The organism is Variovorax jilinensis (assembly GCF_030316885.1).
GTDB classification, from domain to species: domain Bacteria; phylum Pseudomonadota; class Gammaproteobacteria; order Burkholderiales; family Burkholderiaceae_C; genus Variovorax; species Variovorax jilinensis.
This window is the reverse complement of the sequence record NZ_JASZYQ010000003.1, coordinates 249,476-272,445: the sequence shown is the minus strand read 5'-3', so window position 1 is coordinate 272,445 and position 22,970 is coordinate 249,476. Positions and strand designations below refer to the sequence as shown.

The following is a 22,970-nucleotide window of genomic DNA, read 5'->3' as shown; positions in this document are numbered from 1 at the left end:
GCGCCAGTATAAGAAGTCAGTCGTAGCTCGGAGGGGGCCGGCCGCAGTCAGAGAGTGCATGGCGGAGAAGAAGCGGGGGATCGTGAAGAATGTCAGGCGTGACGGCTTCATGTATTTAACATAATCTACATTGTATAAAACAAGGCGGGATTAGCGAGAGCACGAAAGGCGCCTCTGCGACCCCGCACGCGTCGGCCAGTTCCCCCTTGAGCCTGTGTCCGACAAGGCGACGGGCGCTTCGTCGCCTACGCAACGACGGCTCGTAGGACTAAACAGGAGCTTCTTCCCAGGGCCAGGCCCGAGGGTCTGCCTTTACCGCGTTTACCGCGAACTTCGTGCCCGACGTGACCCTCATCTCCACTTATCCCGCACTTGGCGAGACCGACACCTATCTGTTAGCCGAAGGCACCCATGCGCGGCTGTACGAAAAGCTGGGCGGACGGCTCGAAGATGCCGATCGGCAAGGCGCCAGCTTCGCGGTCTGGGCACCCAATGCACGCGCGGTGTCCGTCATCGGCGACTGGAACGGCTGGGATGCCGAAGCCGATCCGCTGCACCCGCGCAGCGATGGCTCGGGCGTCTGGGAAGGCAGTGCGGCGCGCGCCGGTCGCGGCGACGGCTACAAGTACCGCATCGTCACATCGACCGGACGCGTGCTCGAAAAGGCCGATCCGCTCGCGATGCGAACCGAGGCCCCGCCTGCGACCGCCTCGAAGCTCTGGTCGCTGGAATACACGTGGAGCGACGGCGACTGGATGGCAAACCGCGCCAAGCGCAACAGCCTCGACGCGCCGATGTCGATCTACGAGATGCATCCGGGTTCGTGGCGGCGCCCCGACGGCCGGATGCCGGGCTATCGCGAACTGGCGCACGCGCTGGCCGACTACCTTGTGGCGACGGGCTTCACGCATGTCGAACTGATGCCGGTCACCGAGCATCCCTTCTATGGCTCGTGGGGCTACCAGACCACCGGCTATTTCGCGCCCACGGCACGCTACGGCGAACCGCAGGACTTCATGTACTTCGTCGATCACCTGCATCAGCGCGGCCTCGGCGTGGTGCTCGACTGGGTGCCATCGCATTTTCCCAACGATGCCCACGGCCTGGCAGAGTTCGACGGCACGCACCTCTACGAGCATGCGGATCCGCGCCAGGGCTTCCATCCCGAATGGAACTCGGCGATCTTCAATTACGGCCGCAACGAGGTACGCAGCTTCCTGATTTCCTCGGGCCTGTTCTGGCTCGACCGCTATCACATCGACGGACTGCGTGTCGACGCGGTGGCCTCGATGCTCTATCTCGACTATGCGCGGCGCGACGGCGAATGGATACCCAACCGGAACGGCGGCCGCGAGAACCTCGAGGCCATCGACTTCCTCCAGGAACTCAATCGGGCCGTGTACCGCGAATACCCCGACACCTTCACGATCGCCGAGGAATCGACTGCCTGGCCGCGCGTCTCGCGGCCCATCGAGACCGGCGGGCTCGGCTTCGGCATGAAATGGAACATGGGCTGGATGCACGACACGCTGGCCTACATGAAGCAGGACCCGGTGCACCGGCGCTTCCACCATCACAAGCTGACCTTCTCGATGGTCTACGCCTTTAGCGAGAACTTCGTGCTGCCGCTCTCGCACGACGAGGTGGTCTACGGCAAGGGGTCGCTGATCGACAAGATGCCCGGTGACGCCTGGCAGCAGTTCGCCAACCTGCGACTGATGCTGGCCTACATGTGGGCGCATCCGGGCAAGAAGCTGTTGTTCATGGGTGGCGAGTTCGCCCAGCGCCGTGAATGGACCCACGAGGGCGAGCTCGACTGGCAGCTGACGGAACTGCCGGAGCATCGGGGCATGCAGCACCTCGTGGGCGAGCTCAACCGCGTGCTGCGCGCCGAGCCGGCGCTGCACGAGCTGGACTTCGAGGCCGAAGGCTTCGAATGGGTAGAGGCCGATGACGAGGCTCGGAGCGTGTTCGCCTTCCTGCGCCGCTCGCGTGGCGGCGAGTCGGTGCTGGTGCTCTGCAACCTGACGCCAGTGCCGCGCCAGAACTACTTCGTCGGCGTTCCCACCGGCGGCAGCTGGACCGAGATCCTCAACAGCGATGCACTGCCTTTCGGCGGTGCTGGCTGGGGCAACCTCGGCGTGGTCGAGGCCTCGCCGATGCGCACGCATGGCCGCCCGCACTCGCTGTGCCTCACGCTGCCGCCTCTTTCCACCGTTTTCCTGAAGTCCTCTTCCTGAAAGGGCCGCCGCCTATGACCAGGAGCATCCTGCTGCAATCCACGCCGACCGCACCCCGTGCGCCCGCCGCCATCGACAGTGACGACGGGCGCAGTCGTGCGGTCGTCGACGCCGTGCTGCCGGTGGTCGACGGCGGCCGCTTCGCGGTCAAGCATGTGGCCGGCGAGCCGCTTCGCATCACGGCCCATGTGTTCACCGATGGCCATGACGCGCCGCGCGTGATGCTGCAGTGGTGGAAGGAAGGCGCAGAGCGCCGCCACGAGCTGCCGATGAAGCTGCGCTACAACGACGAGTGGCATGCGGACATCCGGCCGCCGACGCTCGGGCGCTATTTCTACTCCGTGTCGGCCTGGGTCGACGGATTCGAATCCTGGCGTCATGAACTGGAACGCCGCGTCGACCCGGACGACATCCGCATCGCGGCCCGCGTCGGCGCCCTGGAGATCACTGCCGCGGCGCAGCGCGCGAGCGGCGAGGACCGAAGCGCCCTCGCCTCCTGGGCCCGCTCGCTGGAGGACGGCGCAGCCGATTCCGCGAGCGAGGTCGCGGCGCTCAAGGCGCTCGCGCTCGACGACGAACTGACTGCAACCGCGGCACGCTATCCCGACCGCTCGCTCGAGACCCGATTCGGTAAGGAGCTCCCGCTCGACGTGGAACGCGAGCGCGCGCGCTTCAGCACCTGGTACGAGCTCTTTCCGCGCTCTGCAGGCGACGAGCCGGGCGTGCATGGCACCTTCCGCGACGTCGAGGCGCGACTGCCGCTGGTCGCGGCGATGGGCTTCGACGTGCTCTACTTTCCGCCCATCCATCCGATCGGCCGCGAGCAGCGCAAGGGCCGCAACAATGCGCTCGTGACCGAAGCCGGCGACGTGGGCAGCCCCTGGGCGATCGGTGCCGCGGAGGGCGGCCACAAGAGCATCCTGCCGGAACTCGGCACGCCCGAGGACTTCAGGCGCCTGGTGGCGGCCGCGCGTGCGCAGGGCCTCGAGATCGCGATGGACATCGCCTTCCAGTGCGCGCCCGATCACCCCTACGTGGCGGCCCATCCGAAGTGGTTTCGCTGGCGGCCCGACGGCAGCGTGCAATACGCAGAGAACCCGCCCAAGAAGTACCAGGACATCTACCCGTTCAACTTCGAGAGCGAGGACTGGCAGGGCCTGTGGGTGGAGCTCAAGAGCGTGCTCGACCACTGGATCGCCGAGGGCGTGACGATCTTCCGGGTCGACAACCCGCATACCAAGTCCTTCGCGTTCTGGGAGTGGGCCATCGGCGAGACCCGGCGCGCGCACCCCGAACTGATCTTCCTGGCCGAGGCCTTCACGCGGCCCAAGGTCATGCACCGCCTTGCGAAGCTCGGGTTCAACCAGTCGTACACCTACTTCACCTGGCGCAACGACAAGGAAGAGCTGACCGAGTACTTCACCGAGCTGTCGCAGGGGCCCGGCCGCGACTACTTCCGTCCCAACGTCTGGCCCAACACGCCCGACATCCTGCATGCCGCACTGCAGACCGGCGAAGAGTCGGTGTACCGGTCGAGGCTGGTGCTGGCCGCCACGCTGGCCGCGAGCTACGGCATGTACGGGCCGGCCTACGAGCTGCTGGAGCACCTGCCGCGCGGCCCCGCGAGCGAGGAATACCTCGACTCCGAGAAGTACCAGCTTCGCCACTGGGACTGGAGCCCCGAGGCCGGCCTGCGCCCGTTCATCGCGCGCATCAACCGCATCCGGCGCGAGAACCCGGCGCTGCAGTCCGATCGCAGCCTGCGCTTTCTCGAGATCGACAACGACCGCCTCATCGCCTACATGAAGCAGTCGCCCGACGGCAGCAACACGATCGTCACGGTGGTCAACCTCGATCCGCGCAACGCGCAGTCGGGCTGGCTCGCACTCGACCCCTCCGAGATCGACGTGCCGCGCGATCAGCCCTTCCAGATGCACGACCTCCTGACCGACCAGCGCTTCACCTGGCAGGGGGGGCATCACTACATCCTGCTCGAGCCGCAGCGCATGCCCGCGCACGTGCTGGCCGTGCGGCGCCGGCTGCGCGACGAGCGCGACTTCGACTACTACGTCTAGGAACGCAAGCCCATGAACGCTCCCCTGCCGAAGCTGGCGCTCGAGACCACCGAGATCGACACGCGCGACGATCCCACCTGGTATCGGGACGCGGTGATCTACCAGCTCAACGTCAAGGCCTACGTGGACTCGAACGGCGACGGCGTCGGCGACTTCAAGGGCGTCGCGAGCCGTCTCGACTACGTGAAGGACCTGGGCGTCAACACGATCTGGCTGATGCCCTTCTATCCTTCGCCGCTGCGCGACGATGGCTACGACATCTCCGAATACGAGGACGTGCACCCGCAGTACGGCACGCTGCAGGACTTCCGCGACATGCTCGACGAGGCCCACAAGCGCGAGCTGCGCGTGATCACCGAGCTGGTCATCAACCACACCTCGGACCAGCACCCGTGGTTCCAGGCGGCGCGCAACGCGCCGCCCGGTTCGCCCGAACGCGACTTCTACGTCTGGAGCGACACCGACCAGCTCTACCAGGGCACGCGCATCATCTTCACCGACACCGAGAAGTCGAACTGGACCTGGGACCCGGTGGCCAAGGCCTACTACTGGCATCGCTTCTTCAGCCATCAGCCCGATCTCAACTTCGACAACCCGGCGGTGCTCGAGGCGGTGTTCCGGACCATGCGCTTCTGGCTCGACATGGGGGTCGACGGCTTCCGGCTCGACGCCATTCCCTACCTGATCGAGCGCGACGGCACCAGCAACGAGAACCTGCCCGAGACCCACGTGGTGATCAAGAAGCTGCGTGCCGCGATCGACGCCAACTACAAGAACCGGTTCCTGCTGGCCGAGGCCAACATGTGGCCCGAGGACGTGCGCGAGTACTTCGGCGACGGCGACGAATGTCACATGGCCTATCACTTCCCGTTGATGCCGCGCATGTACATGGCGATCGCGCAGGAGGACCGCGACCCGATCGTCGAGATCATGCAGCAGACGCCGGAGGTCCCCGAAGGCTGCCAGTGGGCGATCTTCCTGCGCAACCACGACGAGCTCACGCTCGAGATGGTGACCAGCCGGGAACGCGACTACATGTACACCACCTATGCGGCCGACATGCAGGCGCGCATCAACCTCGGCATCCGGCGGCGACTGGCGCCGCTCATGGACAACGACAAGGACAGCATCAAGCTCATGAACGGCATGCTGCTGTCGATGCCGGGCTCGCCGATCATCTATTACGGCGACGAGATCGGCATGGGCGACAACGTGTTCGTCGGCGACCGCAACGGGGTGCGCACGCCCATGCAGTGGAGCCCCGATCGCAACGCCGGCTTCTCGCGCGCCGATCCGCAGCGGCTCTACCTGCAGCCGATCATGGACCCGATGTACGGCTACGAGGCCGTGAACGTCGAGACCCAGCTGCGCGACAAGAGCTCGCTGCTGCACTGGACCCGCCGCATGCTGGCGGTACGCAAGACCAGCCGTGCCTTCGGCCGCGGTCGGCGTACCTTCCTGAAGCCCGGCAACCGCAAGATCCTGGCCTACATCAGCGAACACGACGGCGACGCGATCCTGTCGGTGTTCAACCTCTCGCGCGCGGCCCAGCCGGTCGAGCTCGATCTTTCGGCCTTCAAGGGCCGGGTGCCGGTCGAGATGCTCGGCCGCACCTCGTTCCCGCCGATCGGCGAGCTGCCCTACCTGCTCACCCTGCCCTCGCACGGCTTCTACTGGTTCCGCCTGGCCGACGAGGCGCCGATGCCGAGCTGGCACCAGGAAGGCGTGGCGCTGCTCGACCGGCCGGTGATCGTGCTGTTCGACGGCTGGACCAGCCTGCAGAAGGAAAAGGTCATGCCCTGGCGGATCGGCTTCGCCGACCGGCTGATCAAGCAGTTCGAGGTCGAGACCCTGCCGCCGCACATCGAGGCCCAGCGCTGGTATGCGGCCAAGGGTTCGACCATTGCGCGGGCCCGCCTGGGCGACCAGGCGATCTGGGAGGCCGACGGGCTCAGCTGGCTGCTGCCGCTGCTCGACCTCGAGGGCCTGCCCGAGAAGGCGCGCTATTTCATGCCGCTTGCGCTGGCATGGGAAGACCGCGACGAGGAGCGCATGAAGTGCCTGCAGCCGGCCGCGATCGCCAAGGTGCGGCAGCAGGCCAACGTCGGCGTCATGGGCGACGCCTTCTTCGACGAGGCCTTCTGCCGGGCGCTGGTGCGCGCGATCGTCGCCGGCACCGAGCTCGCGACCGCCCACGGCCGGCTGCACTTCCGTCCGACCTCGCTGGGCCGCGAACTGGTGGTGGACGCCATCGCCGATCTCGAGGTGAGCCGGCCGACCGCGATGAGCAGCAACACGGTCGTGATGCTCGGCGAGACGCTGTTCCTCAAGGGCTATCGGCAACTGCGCGCGGGCATCAACCCCGAGCTCGAGATGGGCCGCTTCCTGACCGAGGACGCCGGCTTCCTGCACGGCGTTCCGGTGGCCGGCGCGCTCGAATACACGGGCAACGACGGCACCGTGCTGACGCTCGCGCTGTTGCAGGCCTACGTGCCCAACCAGGGCGACGGCTGGAGCTGGACGCTCGATTACCTCGACCGCACGCTGCGCGAACTGCGCGACGCCGACGGAGCGCGGCCGACCAATCCGCACGGCGCCTTCCTGGCACTGGTCGCGATCCTCGGACGCCGCACCGCGGAGCTGCACAACGCGCTCGGCCGCCGCAGCGGCAACCCGGCCTTCGATCCGGAGCCGCTGGCGGAGACCGATCGCCGCACGATGCGCGACACCGTGCGCGCCGAGGCCCACGCCACGCTGGCGCGGCTGCGCGAGCACCTGAACGGTCTGGCGCCTGCGGTGCGCAGCGACGCCGAACGCCTGCTCGAGCAGGCCGGCGCAGTGGATGCCTTCATCGATGCGTTGCCGGTCGAAGGCGGCGCTGCGGGCTGGCGCACGCGTTTCCATGGCGACTACCACCTGGGCCAGGTTCTGCTCGCGCGCAACGATTTCGTGATCATCGACTTCGAGGGCGAGCCCGCGCGCTCCATCGAGGAACGGCGCGCCAAGCAATCGCCGTTGCGCGACGTGGCGGGCATGCTGCGGTCCTTCAACTACGCGCGCTGGAGCGCGCTGCGGCGCGCGGCACAGAACGTCGAGGAGCTCGGCCGGCTCGATGCCGAGGCCCGCCAGTGGGAGGCCGAGACCCGCGAAGCCTTCCTGGCCGGCTATGCCGGCGCGCTGGCTCCCGAGGCGGGCGCCGTCGAGCCGCAGCTGCTGCAACTGTTCGAGCTCGAGAAGGCCTTCTACGAATTGCGCTATGAACTGAGCAACCGCATCGACTGGGTGCCGGTGCCGTTGCAGGGCATCCTGGCCCTGCTCGAGCGCCACGCGGCGCGCTGAGCGACCCGGCCGCCCGACCCGACCCGAACCGCCACCCGACGGAGAGCATTCATGGACACCCTCACCTTCTACTTCGAGCCGCTGCGCGCCTTCCTTTTCCAGATCGGCGCCTTCGTGCCGCGGCTGGTGTTCGCCCTGCTGGTGGTCGTCGCCGGCTGGCTGATCGCCAAGGTGGTGCGCTTCGCCGTCATCCGCGGTCTGCACGCCATCAACTTCCCGGTGCTGACCGAGCGCGCCGGCATCGACAACTTCCTGCGCCAGGGCGGCATGGTCTCGGATTCGACCGCGGTGTTCGGCGCGCTGGCCTACTGGATGGTGATCCTGGCCTCGCTGGTGGTGGCGTTCAACGGTCTCGGCCTGAGCTACGTGACCGATCTGCTGGGCCGCGTGATGTGGTTCGTGCCGAACGTGTTCGTGGCGTTGCTGGTGCTGGCCTTCGGCGCCTACTTCGCCAAGTTCGTGGGCGATGCCGTCACCACCTACGGGCGCAACGCCGGCATGCAGGACTCGCTTCTGCTCGGCAAGGTGGCGCAGTACGCGATCCTGCTGTTCGTGGTGCTGGTCGCGCTCGACCATCTCAAGATCGGCGGCGACATCGTGCGCCAGAGTTTCCTGATCATCCTGGGCGGCGTCGTGTTCGCGCTGGCCCTGGCCTTCGGCCTCGCGGGCAGGGAATGGGCGGCCGACCGGATCGAGGAGTGGTGGCCGCGCAAGCGACCCGGTGTCGCGGTCCGCAGCCCGGTGCCGGAAGAGCCGCCCCCGCGCCGGGACGCCAGCCCGTTCCAGAACCCCGCCAGCTCTGCCGAAGGCAGTGGCTCGGTGGCGAGCGCCTGGTCGAATCGTCCGGCGCAGAATTTGCAGGACGACCGACCGCATCCATGAGCAAGCGCCCTCCCCATCCCCCGCTTGGTGCCGTCTGGCCGGGCCGCCCCTATCCGCTCGGCGCCACCTGGGACGGCCAGGGTGTCAACTTTGCGATCTTCTCCAAGCACGCCGACAAGGCGGAGCTCTGCATCTTCGACGACAAGGGCCGTCATGAACGCCAGCGCATCCAGGTGCGCGAGCGCACCAACGATGTGTGGCACTGCTACCTGCCCGAGGCGCGGCCCGGCATGGCCTACGGCTGGCGCATTCACGGACCGTACAAGCCCGAGCAGGGCCATCGCTTCAATCCCCACAAGCTGCTGCTCGATCCCTACGCCAAGGACCTGATCGGCGAATTGCGCTGGAGCGATGCGCTCTATGGCTACGCGCTCGGCAGCAAGCGGCAGGATCTTTCCTTCGACCGCCGCGACAGCGCCGCCTTCATGCCCAAGGGCCGCGTGCTCGAGACCGCGTTCACCTGGGGCGACGACCGCCGTCCCGAGGTGCCGTGGCAGGACATGGTGATCTACGAGCTGCACGTGCGCGGCTTCACGATGCAGCACCCGGACATTCCCGAGCACCTGCGCGGCACCTACGCGGCGCTGGGCTGCGCACCGGTGATCGACTACCTGCAGCGACTCGGCGTGACCACGCTCGAGCTGTTGCCCGTGCATTCCTACCTGAACGACCGCCACCTGGCGGAAAAAGGCCTGCAGAACTACTGGGGCTACAACACGCTCGGCTACTTCGCGCCCGAGAACCGCTACAGCGCCTCGGGCAAGGTGAAGGAATTCAAGACCATGGTCAAGACGCTGCACTCGGCCGGCATCGAGGTGATCCTCGACGTGGTCTACAACCACACCTGCGAGGGCAACCACCTGGGGCCGACATTGTCGATGCGCGGCGTCGACAACGCCTCCTACTACATCGCCAATGCCGAGCAGCCGCGCTACTACGACGACTTCACGGGCTGCGGCAACACGGTCAACCTCGAGCATCCGCGCGCGCTGCAGCTGGTCATGGATTCGCTGCGCTACTGGGCCGAGGAGATGCATGTCGACGGCTTCCGCTTCGATCTCGCCTCGGCGCTCGCGCGCGAGGCCGGCAAGGTCGAGAACCTCGGCGGCTTCTTCGATGCCATCCGGCAGGACCCGACGCTCAACCAGGTCAAGCTGATCGCCGAGCCCTGGGACCTGGGCCATGGCGGCTACCAGGTGGGCAACTTCCCGCCCGGCTGGGCGGAGTGGAACGACCGCTACCGCGACGGCATGCGTGGCTGGTGGAAGGGAGATTCGGGCGTGGCCGGCGACGTCGCCCATCGGCTCGGAGGCTCGCAGGATCTCTACGGCTGGTCGGGCAAGGGGCCGCATGCGAGCATCAATTTCATCACCGCGCACGACGGCTTCACGCTGCACGACCTGGTCTCCTACAACGACAAGCACAACGAGGCCAACGGCGAGGACAACCGCGACGGCAACAGCAACAACCTGTCTTGGAACTGCGGCGTCGAAGGCCCGACCGACGATGCCGAGGTGCTCGCGCTGCGCGAACGCCAGAAGCGCAACTTCCTCGCCACGCTGCTGCTGTCGCAGGGCGTGCCGATGCTGCTGGCCGGTGACGAGCGCGGCCACACGCAACAGGGCAACAACAACGTCTACTGCCAGGACAACCCGCTCGGCTGGATCGACTGGAGCCCGCGTCCCGAGGCGGAATCCCTGCGCGACTTCGTCGCCGAGCTGATCCGCATCCGGCGCCAGCATCCTTCGTTCCGGCGCCGCAGCTTCTTCCGCGGTCAGCCAACGGGCGAAGGCGCCACCAAGGACGTGGTCTGGCTGCGTCCGGACGGGCGGGAGATGACGCAGGACGACTGGGGCGAGCATGTGCGCTGCCTCGGCATGCTGTTCTCGGGCACCGGCATCACCGACGTCGGCCCGCGCGGCGAGGCGCAGCAGGACGACGACTTCCTGCTGCTGCTCAACGCCTACCACGAGCCCCTGCCCTTCAGCATGCCGGCGCCGCCGGGTGAACGCTGGACGCGCCTGATCGACACCGCGCGCGCAAGCGACCTGTGGGCCGAGCTGACCGAGGCTTCGTACCCACTGCAGGGCCGATCGCTGGTGCTGCTGCGGCGCAGCCGGGGCGCGGCATGAAGCGCGTCCACGCGATGCCCTTCGGGGCCGAGCTGCTCGAGGCCGGCGGCGTGCGCTTCCGGCTCTGGGCGCCTTCGCTGCCGCAGGTGGTGCTCGAGCTCGCGCGCGGCGACGGCGACGGCGGAAGCTGGCAGGACCATGCAATGCAGCGCCTCGAAGGCGGCTGGCACGAGGCCACCCTGCCCCACGCCGCAGCCGGCGACCGCTACCGGCTGCGCCTGCCCGACGGCCTGCGGGTGCCCGATCCCGCTTCGCGGCGCAACCCCGACGACGTGCACGGGCCGAGCGAGGTGGTCGATCCCCGCGCGCACGACTGGACCGACGACAGCTGGACTGGCCGGCCCTGGAACGAGGCCGTGGTCTACGAGCTGCACCTGGGCACCTTCACCCCCCAGGGCACGCTGGCCGCCGCCGGCGACCGGCTGGCCGACCTTGCCGAGCTCGGCATCACGGCCGTGGAGCTGATGCCGATTGCCGACTTTCCGGGCCGGCGCAACTGGGGCTACGACGGCGTGCTGCCCTTCGCGCCCGACACCAGCTACGGCACGCCCGAAGACCTCAAGTGCTTCGTCGAGCGCGCGCACGGCCTGGGCCTGATGGTGCTGCTCGATGTGGTCTACAACCACTTCGGTCCCGAAGGCAACTACCTGCATGCCTGCTGCCCCGAGTTCTTCAATGCCGCGCACCAGACGCCGTGGGGCGCCGCAATCAACTTCGACGGACCCGAGGCGCGCACGGTGCGCGACTTCTTCGTCCACAACGCGCTCTACTGGATCGAGGAATACGGCTTCGACGGCCTGCGCCTGGACGCGGTGCATGCGATCCGGGACGACTCCAGGCCAGGCATCGTCGAAGAGATCTGCAGCGCGCTGCGGCAGGGGCCGGGTCGCCTGCGCCAGGTGCACGTAGTGCTCGAGAACGACCTCAACGAGGCGCATCGGCTCGAGCGCGATGCCGAGGGCGAACCGCTCGCGGCCACCGCGCAGTGGAACGACGACCTGCACCACGCCGCGCATGTGCTGCTGACCGGCGAGGCCGACGGCTACTACGCCGACTATGCGCAGCGGCCCATCGAGCAATTCGGCCTCGCGCTGGCCCAGGGCTTCATCTACAGCGGCCAGCCCTCGGATTTTCGAGGCGGCGAGCCGCGCGGCGAACCCTGCACCCACCTGCCGCTCGGCGCCTTCGTGTCGTTCCTTCAGACCCACGACCAGGTCGGCAACCGCGCGTTTGGAGAACGCATCGACGCGCTGGCCGATCCCGCGCGCTTGCTGGCAGCGCGCAGCTGCGTGCTGCTGTCTCCGCATACGCCGATGCTGTTCATGGGAGAGGAATACGCAGCCACGACGCCCTTCCAGTTCTTCTGCGACTTCGGCCCCGAGCTGGCGGCGGCCGTGACCGCGGGCCGGCGCAGCGAGTTCGGGCGCTTCGCATCCTTCGGCGACCAGGCCGCGCAGGCGCGCATCCCCGACCCCAACGACGAGGCCACCTTCGCTGCTTCCCGGCTCGACTCGGCCGAGCGCGAGGCGCCGACCCAGGCGCAAGCCCTGGCACTCACGCGCGAGCTGCTGCGCGTGCGGCGCGTCGAACTGACGCCGCGCTTCGGCGCCGGCTGCCGCACGCACCAGTGGTCCTGCGAGGGCGACGCGCTGCGCCTCGTGTGGCAGCTCGACGCGCCCGGCACGGACGCCGATGGAGCCCCTGACGGCAAGGTGCCGCAGGCTTTCCTGCATCTGGTGGCCAACTTCGGCCGCGGCGACGCGGAACTCGCGTGGCCGCCCGGCCGCGTGATCCACCTGCGGCATGGCGACGCCTCGCCGGCCCCCGGCAACATGCTGCGGCTGGCATCGGGCGGCGTCTGCGCCGCGCTCGAGGAATTCGTCGATGGATGAGCATGCGCCACTGCGCCGCCTGTGCGTACGCCATGGCGTGGCGAGCGGCTATCACGACGTCTTCGGCCAGTGGCAGGCGGTGGCGCCCGAGGCGCTCGCCGCCCTGCTGCGGGATGCCGGCTGGCTGCCCGCCGCCGCAGTACCGGGCGCCGATGCGTCGCGCGAGTCCTTTGCGTACGAACGCGCCGAAGCGGCTGCGGAGCGCGAGGACTGGCGCCGGGTCCTGCCCCCGGTGCAGTTGGTCGAGGCCGGCAGCGCGCATTTCACGGTCAGCTTGCAACTGCCCGCATCGATCGCCCATGTCGAATGGCGTCTTGTCGATGAAGGCGGCGCTTTCCACGAAGGCACGGCCGATGTCGCGAGCCTGGCACTGGAGTCCGAGGCGGAATGCGATGGCGTGCGGTTCCGGCGGCTGCGCCTTCCGATCGCGCTGGCCCTGGCAGAGGGCTACCACCGCCTGAGCATCACCGGCCTGCCCGGAGAGAGCTTGCTGGTCTGCGCGCCCCCGCGCTGCCACGAGCCCGAAGCGTTGGCCGGCGGTGGCCGCATCTGGGGCTTCACGCTGCAGCTGCATGCGCTGCGCAGCACGCGCAACTGGGGCATCGGCGACTTCGGCGACCTTGCGGCCTTCGTCGTGCAGGCGGCCCGCGCGGGCGCCGACGTGATCGGCCTCAACCCGCTGCACGCCCTGTTCCCGCACAACCCCGCCCATCGAAGCCCGTACAGCCCCTCGTCACGCGGACAGCTCAACCCGCTCTACATCGACGTCGAAGCGGTGCCGGACTTCCTCGCGTCGAAGACGCTGCAGCAGCAGGTGCGCGCGCCTGCCTTCCAGTCGCGCCTCTCGGCGTTGCGCGCGGCACCCACGATCGACCACGCAGGAGTCGCAGCTGCGAAGCACGAGGTGCTCGAACAGCTGCACCGCGCCTTTCTTCGGCGCGCGCCGGAAGACGCCGAGGTGCGCGCATTCGAAGCCTTCCGTGTCCGCGGGGGAGATGCGCTGCGCGAGCATGCGCTGTTCGAGGCGCTGCAGGCGCACCTGCATGCGGCCGATCCGGCAGTCTGGGGTTGGCCCGCCTGGCCCGAGGCCTTGCGCGACCCCGCATCGCCCGCGGTGGCCGCCTTTGCCGCCCTGCATACCGAGCGCATCGGCTACCACGCCTGGCTGCAATGGCAGGCGGCGCGCCAGCTGGAGGCGGCCAGCGCGCGCTGCGCCGAACTCGGCATGGCGATCGGCCTCTATCTCGACCTCGCGGTGTCGGTCGACCGTGGCGGATCGGACGCCTGGCGCCATCGGTCGAGCTTCGCCTTCGACATCCGCGTGGGTGCGCCGCCCGACGCCTTCAACACCGAGGGCCAGGACTGGGGCCTGCCACCCCTGCGTCCCGATCGCCTGCGCGAGGACGGCTACCGGGTCTTCATCGAGGCGCTGCGCGCCAACATGCGCGGGGCCGGCGCGATCCGCATCGACCACGTGATGATGCTGATGCGCCTGTTCTGGATTCCGCGCCAGGGCACCCCGCGCGACGGCAGCTACGTGGACTATCCGGTCGACGAACTGTTCGCGATCCTCGCCCTCGAGAGCCGGCGCCATTGCTGCCTCGTGATCGGCGAGGACCTCGGCACCGTGCCCGATGCGATGCGCGACGCGCTGCGCCGCCATGGCGTGCTTTCCTACCGCCTGCTGTACTTCGAGCGCGACGCCGCCGGTGCCTTCCGTGCGCCGGCCGACTACCCGCGCGAGGCCGTGGTCGCGGTCAGCACCCACGACCTTCCGACCCTGGCCGGCTGGTGGACGGGGCACGACCTGTTCGTGCGGCGCGAACTGGGCCTGATCGCCGATGCGGACGAATTCGTGCGCGACGAAGGCCAGCGCATGGAAGACCGCGCGCGGCTGCTCGAGGCCGCCCGCCGTCACGCCGACTGGCCCGCCCCGAGCCTCGCGGCGGCCGAGGCCGGCAGCCTGGACGACCGCGCTGTGGCGCTGCTGCATGGCTTCCTTGCGGCGGCACCGTCGAGCGTGATGATGGTGCAGCTCGAGGATGCGCTCGGCGAGATCGAGCAGCCCAACCTGCCCGGCACCACCACCGAGCATCCGAACTGGCAGCGCAAGTACGGCGTTGCCCTCGAAGACTTCCCGGACCACGGCCCGATGCCGGTGCTCTGCGCCGAGGTCGCGCGCGCCCGGCCGCGCCGCTCGCCGCGCACCGACGCCCACGCGGCCCAGGCCCGCGGCCTGCCGATGCGCGTGCCGCGTGCCACCTACCGCCTGCAGCTGCACAGCGGCTTCACCTTCGACGACGCGGTGCGCATCGTGCCCTACCTCGAGCGGCTCGGCATCAGCCATGTCTATTGCTCGCCGATCCATCGCGCGCGGCCCGGCAGCATGCACGGCTACGACGTCGTCGCCCATGACGAGATCAACCCCGAACTCGGCGGCCTGGCGGCCTTCGAGCGTCTGACGCAGGCGCTCAAGGCGCGCGGCATGGGCCAGTTGATCGACCTGGTGCCGAACCACATGGGCGTGCTCGGGGCCGACAACCCCTGGTGGAACGACGTGCTCGAGAACGGCCGGGCCTCGCGCTACGCGCGTCATTTCGACATCGACTGGACGCCGCTCACGCCCCACCTGGCCGGCAAGGTGCTGTTGCCCGTGCTCGGCGATTCGTACGGCGAGGTGCTCGAGCGCGGAGAGCTGAAGCCGGTCTGGCGCGCGGAGGCCGGAGCCTTCGAGCTGCACTACTTCGATCATCACTTTCCGCTCGCACCCGACAGCGTGGCGGTGCTGCTCGAGCACGCCTGCGCGAGCCTCGGGGACGGCGACGCCAGCGATGCCCTCGCGGGCATCGCCACGGCGCTGCGTCACCTGCCGGCCATGGATCACACCAAGCGGCGTGCGGTGGCCGAGCGCGCGCGCGACAAGGAACTGCTCAAGGCGCAACTGGCCGCCCTGGCTGCCGACAGGCCCGCGGTCGCCGGCGCGATCGGGCAGGCGGTCCAGGCCTGGAACGACCCCGACCGCCTGCACCGGCTGCTCGAGGCCCAGGCCTACCGACTGGCGCACTGGCGCGTGGCGGCCGACGAGATCAACTACCGCCGCTTCTTCGACGTCAACGAACTGGCGGCGCTGCGCAACGAGCGCCGCCCGGTGTTCGAGGCCACGCATGCGATGGCGCTCGACCTCGCCGCGCGCGGCTGGGTCGACGGCCTGCGGATCGACCATCCGGACGGCCTGCAGGATCCGGCCGCCTATTTCGAGCGGCTGCAGGACGGCTTCGTCGCTCGTGCGGGGCTGCCGGCGCGCGGCATCGATGCGGACGGCCGGCCCGACCGCCCGCTCTATGTCGTGGCGGAAAAGATCGCGGCGCCGCACGAGGACGTTCCCGTGACCTGGGCGATCCACGGCACCACCGGCTACCGCTTCGCGAACCTGGCCAACGCGGTGCTGCTCGACGAGCGCGCGGCCGGGCGGCTGCGACGCATCTGGCGCGACTTCACGGGCGACGGGCCCTCGTTCGAGGAGATCGTCTACCAATCGAAGCGCGAGGTGGCACGCGTCACGCTCGCCTCCGACCTCGAGGTGCTGTCGATCGCGCTGCTCACCATCGCCAAGGGAAACCGCCGCACCCGCGACCATTCGCTCAACACGCTGCGCGAAGTCCTGGCCGCGGTGGCTGCCAGCCTCGCGGTCTACCGCACCTACAACGACGAGCGGGTCGCGCCTCAGGACGAGCGTTACGTCGACCAGGCGATCGCCGCGGCACGCGATCGGCTCGCGCTGCCCGACGACTCCGTCTTCGGCTTCGTGCGCGAGGCGCTGCTCGGGCGGGCACCCGGGCCGGCCCGCGCAGCGCGGCGCCAGGCCCTGCGCTTCGCGCGCCGCTTCCAGCAGTTCAGCGCGCCGGTGGCGGCCAAGGGGGTCGAGGACACGGCCTTCTATCGCTACTTTCCGCTGGCCTCGGCCAACGAGGTGGGTGGCGAGCCCGACTTCCTCGGCGTCTCGGTGGCCGATTTCCACGAGGCCAGCAGCGACCGCCAGCGGCGCTGGCCGCAGACCATGCTCGCCACCTCGACCCACGACAACAAGCGCTCGGAGGACGTGCGGCTGCGCATCGACGTGCTGTCCGAGATGCCGGGCCTGTGGCGGCTCGCGCTGCGCCGCTGGTCTCACTTCAACGCGCCGCTGGCCGCCGGCGTCTCTTCCGCGCACCAGTACCTGCTCTACCAGACGCTGCTCGGCACCCTGCCCGCGGAGCCGCTCGACGAGGCGCTGCAAGAGGCCTATGCCGAGCGCATCGTGGCCTACATGCACAAGGCCGCGCGCGAAGGCAAGGCGCGCACCAGCTGGACCCGGCCCGACACGGCCTACGAAGCAGCGCTCGAGCGCTTCGTGCGTGGCGTGCTGGCGCCGCGCGAAGGCAATGCATTCCTCGCGGACCTGGGCCAGGTGGTCGGCGCACTCGATCGCTACGGCGCGCTCAACGGCATCAGCCTGGGGCTGCTCAAGTACGGTTCGCCGGGCGTGCCCGATCTCTACCAGGGCTGCGAACTGATCGACCGCAGCCTGGTCGATCCCGACAACCGGAGGCCGGTCGACTACGCCGAACGCGCCATCCTGCTCGACCAGTTCGAGGCGCTGGCGGCGTCCGAATCGCCTGCCGCGCTCGCCGCCGCGGTGCGCGGCTTCGCGCTGTCGGCGCCGGACGGCCGCGCCAAGCTGTGGCTGATCTGGCGCCTGCTGTCGCTGCGCCGCCGCCGGCCCCTGCTCTTCCGCGAGGGTAGCTACGAGCCGCTCGAGGTGCGCGGCGAGCACGCGGGGCATGTGATCGCCTTTCTGCGCCGCCACGAAGGGCAGGTGCTGGTCTTGATCGCGGTTCGCCTGCATGCGCAGCTCGACCGAGCGGCCGGTGGGCGGCAGCCGCCGCTCGGGGGCAAGGTCTGGGGCGACACGCGGGTACTGCTGCCAGCCGACCTCGGTGCAGAGGCCCTCGTGGACGTCTTGACCGGCGCAGCGCACCCGCCCTTCGCCGGCGTAGTCGAGCTGGCTGCGGTGCTGCGCGACTTCCCGGGTGCGGCGCTCGTGGGCGCGGACACCACGTCGAGCGAACCGTCGCAGGCGCCCCGGTATCGGTAGCAACGAACCGAACCAACGCCCGCCGATGGGCCCAGACGTTGCAGTTCGGCGCCGAATGCGCATCGCTGGCGCGTCGATGTCCTACGCCGCGATCGCCCTAAACCGGCTCATATCGCTGACCATGACGAATTCCGTTTCCCAGTTGCTGACGATCCTCCAGAGGGTCTCCCAGGCCGGCATCCGGCTCACCTGCGTTCAGCTGTCGACATCATTGCTCGAAGAGCACTGGTCGCTCGAGCGCCGGCTGCAGGAGGAACTTGTCTCCCTTGAGCAGCGCGCGACACGGCTGCTCGCGACCATGAGCCCCGACGAACGCTCGGAGGTGAAGCTGGGCCGCGCCCTCTTCCTGCAGATGCTGGTCGAGAGTGCACCGCGTCGGCTTCGGGGCTGGAGCGATCAGGACCGCCTCGACCAGATGCCGCCCTCGCGCCTGTTCGAATGGATCGCGCACGACCACGAGCAGCTCGAACTGGCCCAGGTCGAGGCCCAGATGACGCCTGAGGAAGCGGCGCGTTACGTCAGCGCGTCCTCGCCCCTCCAGGGCTGAGCAGTCTTCACCACTTGCCGTCGGCGGGCTTCTTCGGTTTGGCACCGGCCGCGGCGCCGAGCAGTTGCACCGCGTCGGGTCGCTTGCCGCGTTCGGCAAAGTCGGCCGCGGTCATGCCCTGCTGGTTCTTCGTTCCCACGTCCGCACCTTCGTCCAGCAGCAGCTGTACGGCAGCCGCAGAGCCGTACATCGCGGCCATCATGAGCGGCGTGGTGCCGTTGGGCGACTGGGCGTTGATGTAGGCGTACTTGTCGAGCAGCTGCTTCATGATCGCCACCTGCCCGCTCGTCGCCGCGTAGTGCAGCGGCGTCCAGCCGGGCTTGTTGATGTCGGCATCGCGCTCGATCAGCCGGTTCACGAGGTCCTGCTGGCCCTTGAGCGCGGCCAGCATCAGCGGGCTTTCGTCGCTCGCGTTGCGGGCGTTGACGTCGGTCTTCGGAAAGGCGATCAGCACGTCGACCACCTTTGGCGAGGGCTCGCGCATCGCGATCATCAGGCCGGTCTGGCCCTTCTCGTCGCGCGTGTTGGGGTCGAAGCCCTTGGCCAACAGGCTCTTCATGCCGCTCGGGTTGTCGGCCCTGGCAGCCCGGAAGAAGTCGTCGTAATCGTTGGCGTGAACAGTAAAAGATACTGACAGAACAACAAGATACAAGAAATATTTAAAGTAATTTGTCATGATGCGACCGCGCTGAACAGGGTCTGGAAGTTGTCGCTCGTCGCCTTGGCGATGGCTTCCACGGGCAGCTGGCGCAGCTGCGCGATCTGCTGCGCCACGAAAGGCACGTACGAGGGGTTGTTGGTCTTGCCCCGGTACGGCACGGGCGCCAGGTAGGGGCTGTCGGTCTCGATCAGCATGCGGTCGAGCGGCACGAAGGCCGCGACGTCGCGCAGGTCCTGCGCCTTCTTGAAGGTCAGGATGCCCGAGAACGAGATGTAGAAGCCGAGGTCGAGTGCCGCGCGCGCCACCTCGGCGGTCTCGGTGAAGCAGTGGAAGACGCCACCGGCCGCTTGTGCGCCGCCGTCCTCGCCCTCTTCCCGGAGTATCGCGAGCGTGTCTGCCGAGGCCTCGCGCGTGTGGATCACGAGCGGCAGGCGGGTCTGTTGCGCCGCCCGGATGTGGACCCGGAAGCGGTCGCGCTGCCATTCCATGTCGGCGATGCTGCGGCCGCCCTTGCGCTCTTCCATCTGGTAGTAGTCGAGCCCGGTCTCGCCGATCGCGATCACCTTCGGCAGTCCGGCGCGCTCGACCAGGCCTTCGACCGTGGGCTCGAGGATGTCCTCGTTGTCGGGATGAACGCCCACGCTGGCCCAGAAGTTGTCGTGCTGCTCGGCCAGGGCCTGCACGGCGGGGAATTCCTCGAGCGTGGTGCAGATGCAGAGCGCCCGGTCGACCTGGGCGGCCGCCATGGCGGCGCGAATCTGCGGCATCTGGTCCGCGAACTCGGGAAAGGTCAGGTGGCAGTGGGAGTCGGTGAACATGGCGGGGAGAACGAAGGCGAAGGCAGCGAGCAGCGGTGTCGCGGCCCTCCATTGTCGCCATTGCGATGCCGCCGCGTCGCCGGCGGGCCTCGGGACCCGGGCCGCGCGGCCGGGAGAGGTCAGATGGTCTGGGTGGCGCGGTCGGAAGCCAGGGTCGCACCCAGGGCTTCCTCGATGCGCGCCTTCAGCTGGCGCGACTTCTCGTCGGACGGAAAGCGGATGCCGACGCCGGGCGCCCGGTTGCCCGCGGCACGCGCAGGCGTGATCCAGGCGACCTTGCCGGCCACCGGATAGCGCTGAGGATCCTCGGGTAGCGTGAGCAGCACGTAGACGTCGTCGCCCAGGCGGTACTCGCGCGCGGTAGGGATGAATATTCCGCCTTCAGCGAACAGCGGGATGTAGGCCGCGTAGAGCGCGCCCTTCTCCTTGATCGCCAGCTGGATGACGCTGGGCCGGGCGGGCGCGGAGGGGGTGGGGGCGGCGGGTGTGTTCATGGGCGGGGGCGTGCCGAGTTTAGGGTGGTTCGCGCCTCGCTCACAAGGGCTTCGAGCATCAGGCCCGGATTGAACGGGTGTTCTGCGGTTTTTGCCGCACTTGCGAGCGATCGGGACCAGCGCGCGAGCGCCGCGCGAGAAGGCACGGGCGGCAGGTCGGCGCTTTCGAAGAATCGCGGAGCGGCGCCGCATTCGGCGGCCATCAGGTCGTGGCAAAGCTTCTGCAGCGCCCCGATGGCCTGGGCCGGCGACTGGTCGGCCAGCGCGCCGACCTCGCCGCGTGCCATCGCCTTCGGCAGTTGCGACCAGCCCCTGGGGGCCTGGCCCTGGGCGGCCAGGCGCAGCGCGTCGCTGGGCCGGCCACCCGCCGCGCGCAGCAGGCCCGGCGCATCGGCAGCGGGCACGCCCTGCCCTTCGAGCCAGGTGCGGGCTTGCGCGTCCTCGGGCCAGGGCAGCGTGAAGCCCAGGCAGCGGCTCCGGATGGTCGGCAGCAGTTGCCAGGCGGCCTCGCTCGCGAGCACGAAGCGCACGTCGCCGACTGGCTCCTCGAGCGTCTTCAGCAGCGCATTGGCCGTGACCATGTTCATGCGCTCGGCCGGATAGACCAGCACCGCCTTGCCACGGCCGCGGGCGCTGGTGCGCTGGGCGAAGCCGATGGCATCGCGCATCGCCTCGACCCGGATCTCGCGGCTGGGCTTGCGCTTCTTGTCGTCGATGTCGGCCTGCGCCTTCTCGGACAGGGGCCAGCCCAGGGCCTGCATCTCGACCTCGGGCATCAGCACGCAGAGGTCGGCATGGGTGCGCACCGCGATCGCATGGCAGCTCGGGCAGTGGCCGCAGGCGCCGCCCCCATCGGCTGCATCGGGCTGTTCGCAGAGCCAGGCTGCGGCCATCGCGAGGCCCAGTTCGTACTGGCCCAGGCCCGAAGGTCCCTGCAGCAGCCAGGCATGGCCGCGCTGGCGCAGCAGCTCGGCGAGCGACTGGCCCAGCCAGGCCGGCAGGGAATCGGGCGTCATGCCTGGCTTCCGGGATGCATGCCCAGCAGCCCGCGCTCGGCGAGCACGCCCTCGACCTGCTGCCAGACCTGTTCGCGCGAACGGCTGGCGTCGATGCGCGCGAAGCGCGGCGCCGCGGCCGCACGCTGCGCATAGCCCGCTGCCACGCGGCGAAAGAATTCGACCGGCTGCGATTCGAACCGGTCGGGCAGCCGGGCACCCGCGAGCCGCTCGGCCGCGGCTTCGGGCGGGAGGTCGAACCACAGCGTGAGGTCGGGCTGCAGCAGCGCGCCCGTGGGCCGGGCCTGCACCCAGCCTTCGAGCGTTTCGAGCACCGCGGCATCGAAGCCGCGGCCCGCGCCCTGGTAGGCGAAGGTGGCGTCGGTGAAGCGGTCGCACAGCAGCACCTCGCCGCGTGCGAGCGCGGGTTCGATCACCTGCACCACGTGGTCGCGGCGTGCCGCGAAGACCAGCAACGACTCGGTCAGCGGGTCCATGGACTCGGCCAGGACCATGGTGCGCAGCTTCTCGGCCAGCGCCGTGCCGCCGGGCTCGCGGGTGCGGGTCACGCTCCGGCCGAGGCCGGCGAACAGCGCCTCGAGCGCGTCGATGTGGCTGGACTTGCCGGCGCCGTCGATGCCTTCGAGGCTCAGGAACAAACCCTTCTTCATTGCCCGCTCCGCTGTTGGGGGTCGGCGCTGCTGCCTGGATCGGCGCCGCCGCTGTTGTTGCCGCCGTTGCTGGTGCTGGTGCCACCGCCGCCGCGCTGGTAGCGGTTGACGGCCCGGTTGTGATCGTCGAGCGAGCGGCTGAACTGGCTGCTGCCGTCGCCGCGCGACACGAAGTAGAGCGACTTGCTCTGCGCCGGCTGCACGGCCGCGAGCAGCGCGGCCTTGCCGGGCATCGCGATCGGCGTCGGCGGCAGGCCGTTGCGCGTGTAGGTGTTCCAGGGCGTGTCGGCCTGCAGGTCGCGCTTTCGCAGGTTGCCGTCGTAGCGGGTGCCGAGGCCGTAGATCACGGTCGGGTCGGTCTGCAGCGGCATGCCGAGCCGCAGGCGATTGTGGAAGACGGCGGAGATCTCGGCCCGGTCCTGCGGCTTGCCTGTCTCCTTTTCGACAATGCTGGCCAGGATCAACGCCTCGTCGGGCGTCTTGAGCGGCAGGTCGGCGGCACGGGCGCTCCAGGCCGCGTCGATCTTCCTGTCCATCGCCCGCATCGCGCGCTGCAGCAGCGCGACGTCGGTCGAGCCCTTCGAGTAGGTGTAGGTGTCGGGGAAGAAGCGGCCTTCCGGATGCACGCCAGGGCGGCCCAGCAGGGCCATCAGTTCCTCGTCGCTGCGGCCGGCGGTTTCGGGCTTGAGCTGCTCGGCCTTGGCCAGCGCGGCGCGCACCTGGCGGAAGTTCCAGCCCTCGACCAGCACCAGGCTGCGGGTCGCCTCCTCGCCGCGCACCAGGATGCTGAGCAGCGTGCGCGGCGTGACGCCACGGTCGAGTTCGTAGCTGCCGGCACGCATCTGGCGGTCCTGGCCCGAGAAGCGGAACCACAGGTAGAGCAGTTGCGGCGGCACGTCGACGCCGGCATCGGCCACCGCCTGCGCGATGCCGCGCGGCGTGGTGCCGGGCTCGACCGACAGGTCGACATTGGGCGCGGGCAGCTTGAGCGGCTGGTTGACCCACCAGAGGCCCGCCGCGCCGGCCCCGAGGACGAGCACGGAGGCCAGCAGGAAAAGTGTGAGGAAGAAGCGGCGCACGGGTTCCGGGT

At 69.2% G+C, this 22,970-nt stretch carries 14 protein-coding genes; 8 read left to right on the top strand and 6 right to left on the bottom strand.

Annotated elements, in window-relative coordinates; genetic code table 11:
* Positions 1–344: 344 nt before the first annotated feature.
* The 8 genes from glgB to QTH87_RS12690 all read left to right on the top strand — a co-directional run bounded on the left by glgB (position 345) and on the right by QTH87_RS12690 (position 18,241).
* Positions 345–2,240, top strand: coding sequence for a 1,4-alpha-glucan branching protein GlgB (gene glgB / locus QTH87_RS12725; RefSeq protein ID WP_286609428.1), 1,896 nt, complete (start codon positions 345–347; stop codon positions 2,238–2,240).
* A gap of 14 nt (positions 2,241–2,254) precedes the next feature.
* Positions 2,255–4,315, top strand: a complete 2,061-nt coding sequence (locus tag QTH87_RS12720; protein WP_286609426.1) for an alpha-1,4-glucan--maltose-1-phosphate maltosyltransferase — start codon at positions 2,255–2,257, stop codon at positions 4,313–4,315.
* 12 nt (positions 4,316–4,327) lie between these two features.
* On the top strand, positions 4,328–7,654 hold the full coding sequence (treS, locus tag QTH87_RS12715) for a maltose alpha-D-glucosyltransferase (protein WP_286609425.1): 3,327 nt from the start codon (positions 4,328–4,330) through the stop codon (positions 7,652–7,654).
* A 51-nt stretch (positions 7,655–7,705) separates the two neighbouring features.
* Positions 7,706–8,536: a mechanosensitive ion channel family protein gene (locus QTH87_RS12710; protein ID WP_286609423.1), complete on the top strand. Its 831-nt coding sequence runs from the start codon at positions 7,706–7,708 to the stop codon at positions 8,534–8,536.
* Positions 8,533–10,668 (top strand): glycogen debranching protein GlgX, encoded by a 2,136-nt coding sequence (gene glgX / locus QTH87_RS12705; RefSeq protein ID WP_286609421.1) that lies wholly within the window; start codon positions 8,533–8,535, stop codon positions 10,666–10,668. The genes QTH87_RS12710 and glgX overlap by 4 nt, the downstream gene beginning before the upstream one ends.
* On the top strand, positions 10,665–12,560 hold the full coding sequence (gene treZ, locus QTH87_RS12700; protein WP_286609420.1) for a malto-oligosyltrehalose trehalohydrolase: 1,896 nt from the start codon (positions 10,665–10,667) through the stop codon (positions 12,558–12,560). Before glgX ends, treZ begins: the two co-directional genes overlap by 4 nt.
* Positions 12,553–17,694, top strand: coding sequence for a malto-oligosyltrehalose synthase (gene treY / locus QTH87_RS12695; RefSeq protein WP_286609418.1), 5,142 nt, complete (start codon positions 12,553–12,555; stop codon positions 17,692–17,694). Before treZ ends, treY begins: the two co-directional genes overlap by 8 nt.
* Before the next feature lie 121 nt (positions 17,695–17,815).
* Positions 17,816–18,241: a hypothetical protein gene (locus tag QTH87_RS12690; RefSeq protein ID WP_286609416.1), complete on the top strand. Its 426-nt coding sequence runs from the start codon at positions 17,816–17,818 to the stop codon at positions 18,239–18,241.
* A 7-nt stretch (positions 18,242–18,248) separates the two neighbouring features.
* On the opposite strand, the gene QTH87_RS12685 is transcribed toward QTH87_RS12690, so the two are convergent.
* From QTH87_RS12685 to mltG, 6 genes are all read right to left on the bottom strand, one after another.
* Positions 18,249–18,917 carry an ankyrin repeat domain-containing protein gene (locus QTH87_RS12685; protein WP_286609414.1) on the bottom strand — a complete coding sequence of 223 codons (669 nt, stop codon included), beginning with the start codon at positions 18,915–18,917 and terminating at the stop codon, positions 18,249–18,251.
* Entirely contained in the window at positions 18,914–19,720 is an 807-nt protein-coding gene (locus QTH87_RS12680; protein ID WP_286609412.1) for a TatD family hydrolase, read from the bottom strand. Before QTH87_RS12680 ends, QTH87_RS12685 begins: the two co-directional genes overlap by 4 nt.
* Positions 19,721–19,839: 119 nt before the next feature.
* A complete protein-coding gene (locus QTH87_RS12675) occupies positions 19,840–20,214 on the bottom strand; it encodes a PilZ domain-containing protein (protein WP_286609410.1) in 375 nt (124 codons plus the stop codon).
* Entirely contained in the window at positions 20,211–21,230 is a 1,020-nt protein-coding gene (locus QTH87_RS12670; RefSeq protein ID WP_286609408.1) for a DNA polymerase III delta subunit-related protein, read from the bottom strand. Before QTH87_RS12670 ends, QTH87_RS12675 begins: the two co-directional genes overlap by 4 nt.
* A complete protein-coding gene (gene tmk / locus QTH87_RS12665; RefSeq protein ID WP_286609407.1) occupies positions 21,227–21,880 on the bottom strand; it encodes a dTMP kinase in 654 nt (217 codons plus the stop codon). Before tmk ends, QTH87_RS12670 begins: the two co-directional genes overlap by 4 nt.
* The gene (mltG, locus tag QTH87_RS12660; protein ID WP_286609405.1) at positions 21,877–22,959 is read right to left on the bottom strand and encodes an endolytic transglycosylase MltG; all 1,083 of its coding nucleotides are present in this window, start codon (positions 22,957–22,959) and stop codon (positions 21,877–21,879) included. Before mltG ends, tmk begins: the two co-directional genes overlap by 4 nt.
* Between the last annotated feature and the right edge of the window lie 11 nt (positions 22,960–22,970).

Coding starts and splice junctions, on each gene's coding strand:
- QTH87_RS12710 (WP_286609423.1), top strand. CDS start 7,706: ATGGACACCCTCACCTTCTACTTCGAGCCGCTGCGCGCCTTCCTTTTC.
- QTH87_RS12720 (WP_286609426.1), top strand. CDS start 2,255: ATGACCAGGAGCATCCTGCTGCAATCCACGCCGACCGCACCCCGTGCG.
- QTH87_RS12680 (WP_286609412.1), bottom strand. CDS start 19,720: ATGTTCACCGACTCCCACTGCCACCTGACCTTTCCCGAGTTCGCGGAC.
- QTH87_RS12685 (WP_286609414.1), bottom strand. CDS start 18,917: ATGACAAATTACTTTAAATATTTCTTGTATCTTGTTGTTCTGTCAGTA.
- QTH87_RS12690 (WP_286609416.1), top strand. CDS start 17,816: ATGACGAATTCCGTTTCCCAGTTGCTGACGATCCTCCAGAGGGTCTCC.
- treS (WP_286609425.1), top strand. CDS start 4,328: ATGAACGCTCCCCTGCCGAAGCTGGCGCTCGAGACCACCGAGATCGAC.
- glgX (WP_286609421.1), top strand. CDS start 8,533: ATGAGCAAGCGCCCTCCCCATCCCCCGCTTGGTGCCGTCTGGCCGGGC.
- treY (WP_286609418.1), top strand. CDS start 12,553: ATGGATGAGCATGCGCCACTGCGCCGCCTGTGCGTACGCCATGGCGTG.
- tmk (WP_286609407.1), bottom strand. CDS start 21,880: ATGAAGAAGGGTTTGTTCCTGAGCCTCGAAGGCATCGACGGCGCCGGC.
- QTH87_RS12670 (WP_286609408.1), bottom strand. CDS start 21,230: ATGACGCCCGATTCCCTGCCGGCCTGGCTGGGCCAGTCGCTCGCCGAG.
- QTH87_RS12675 (WP_286609410.1), bottom strand. CDS start 20,214: ATGAACACACCCGCCGCCCCCACCCCCTCCGCGCCCGCCCGGCCCAGC.
- treZ (WP_286609420.1), top strand. CDS start 10,665: ATGAAGCGCGTCCACGCGATGCCCTTCGGGGCCGAGCTGCTCGAGGCC.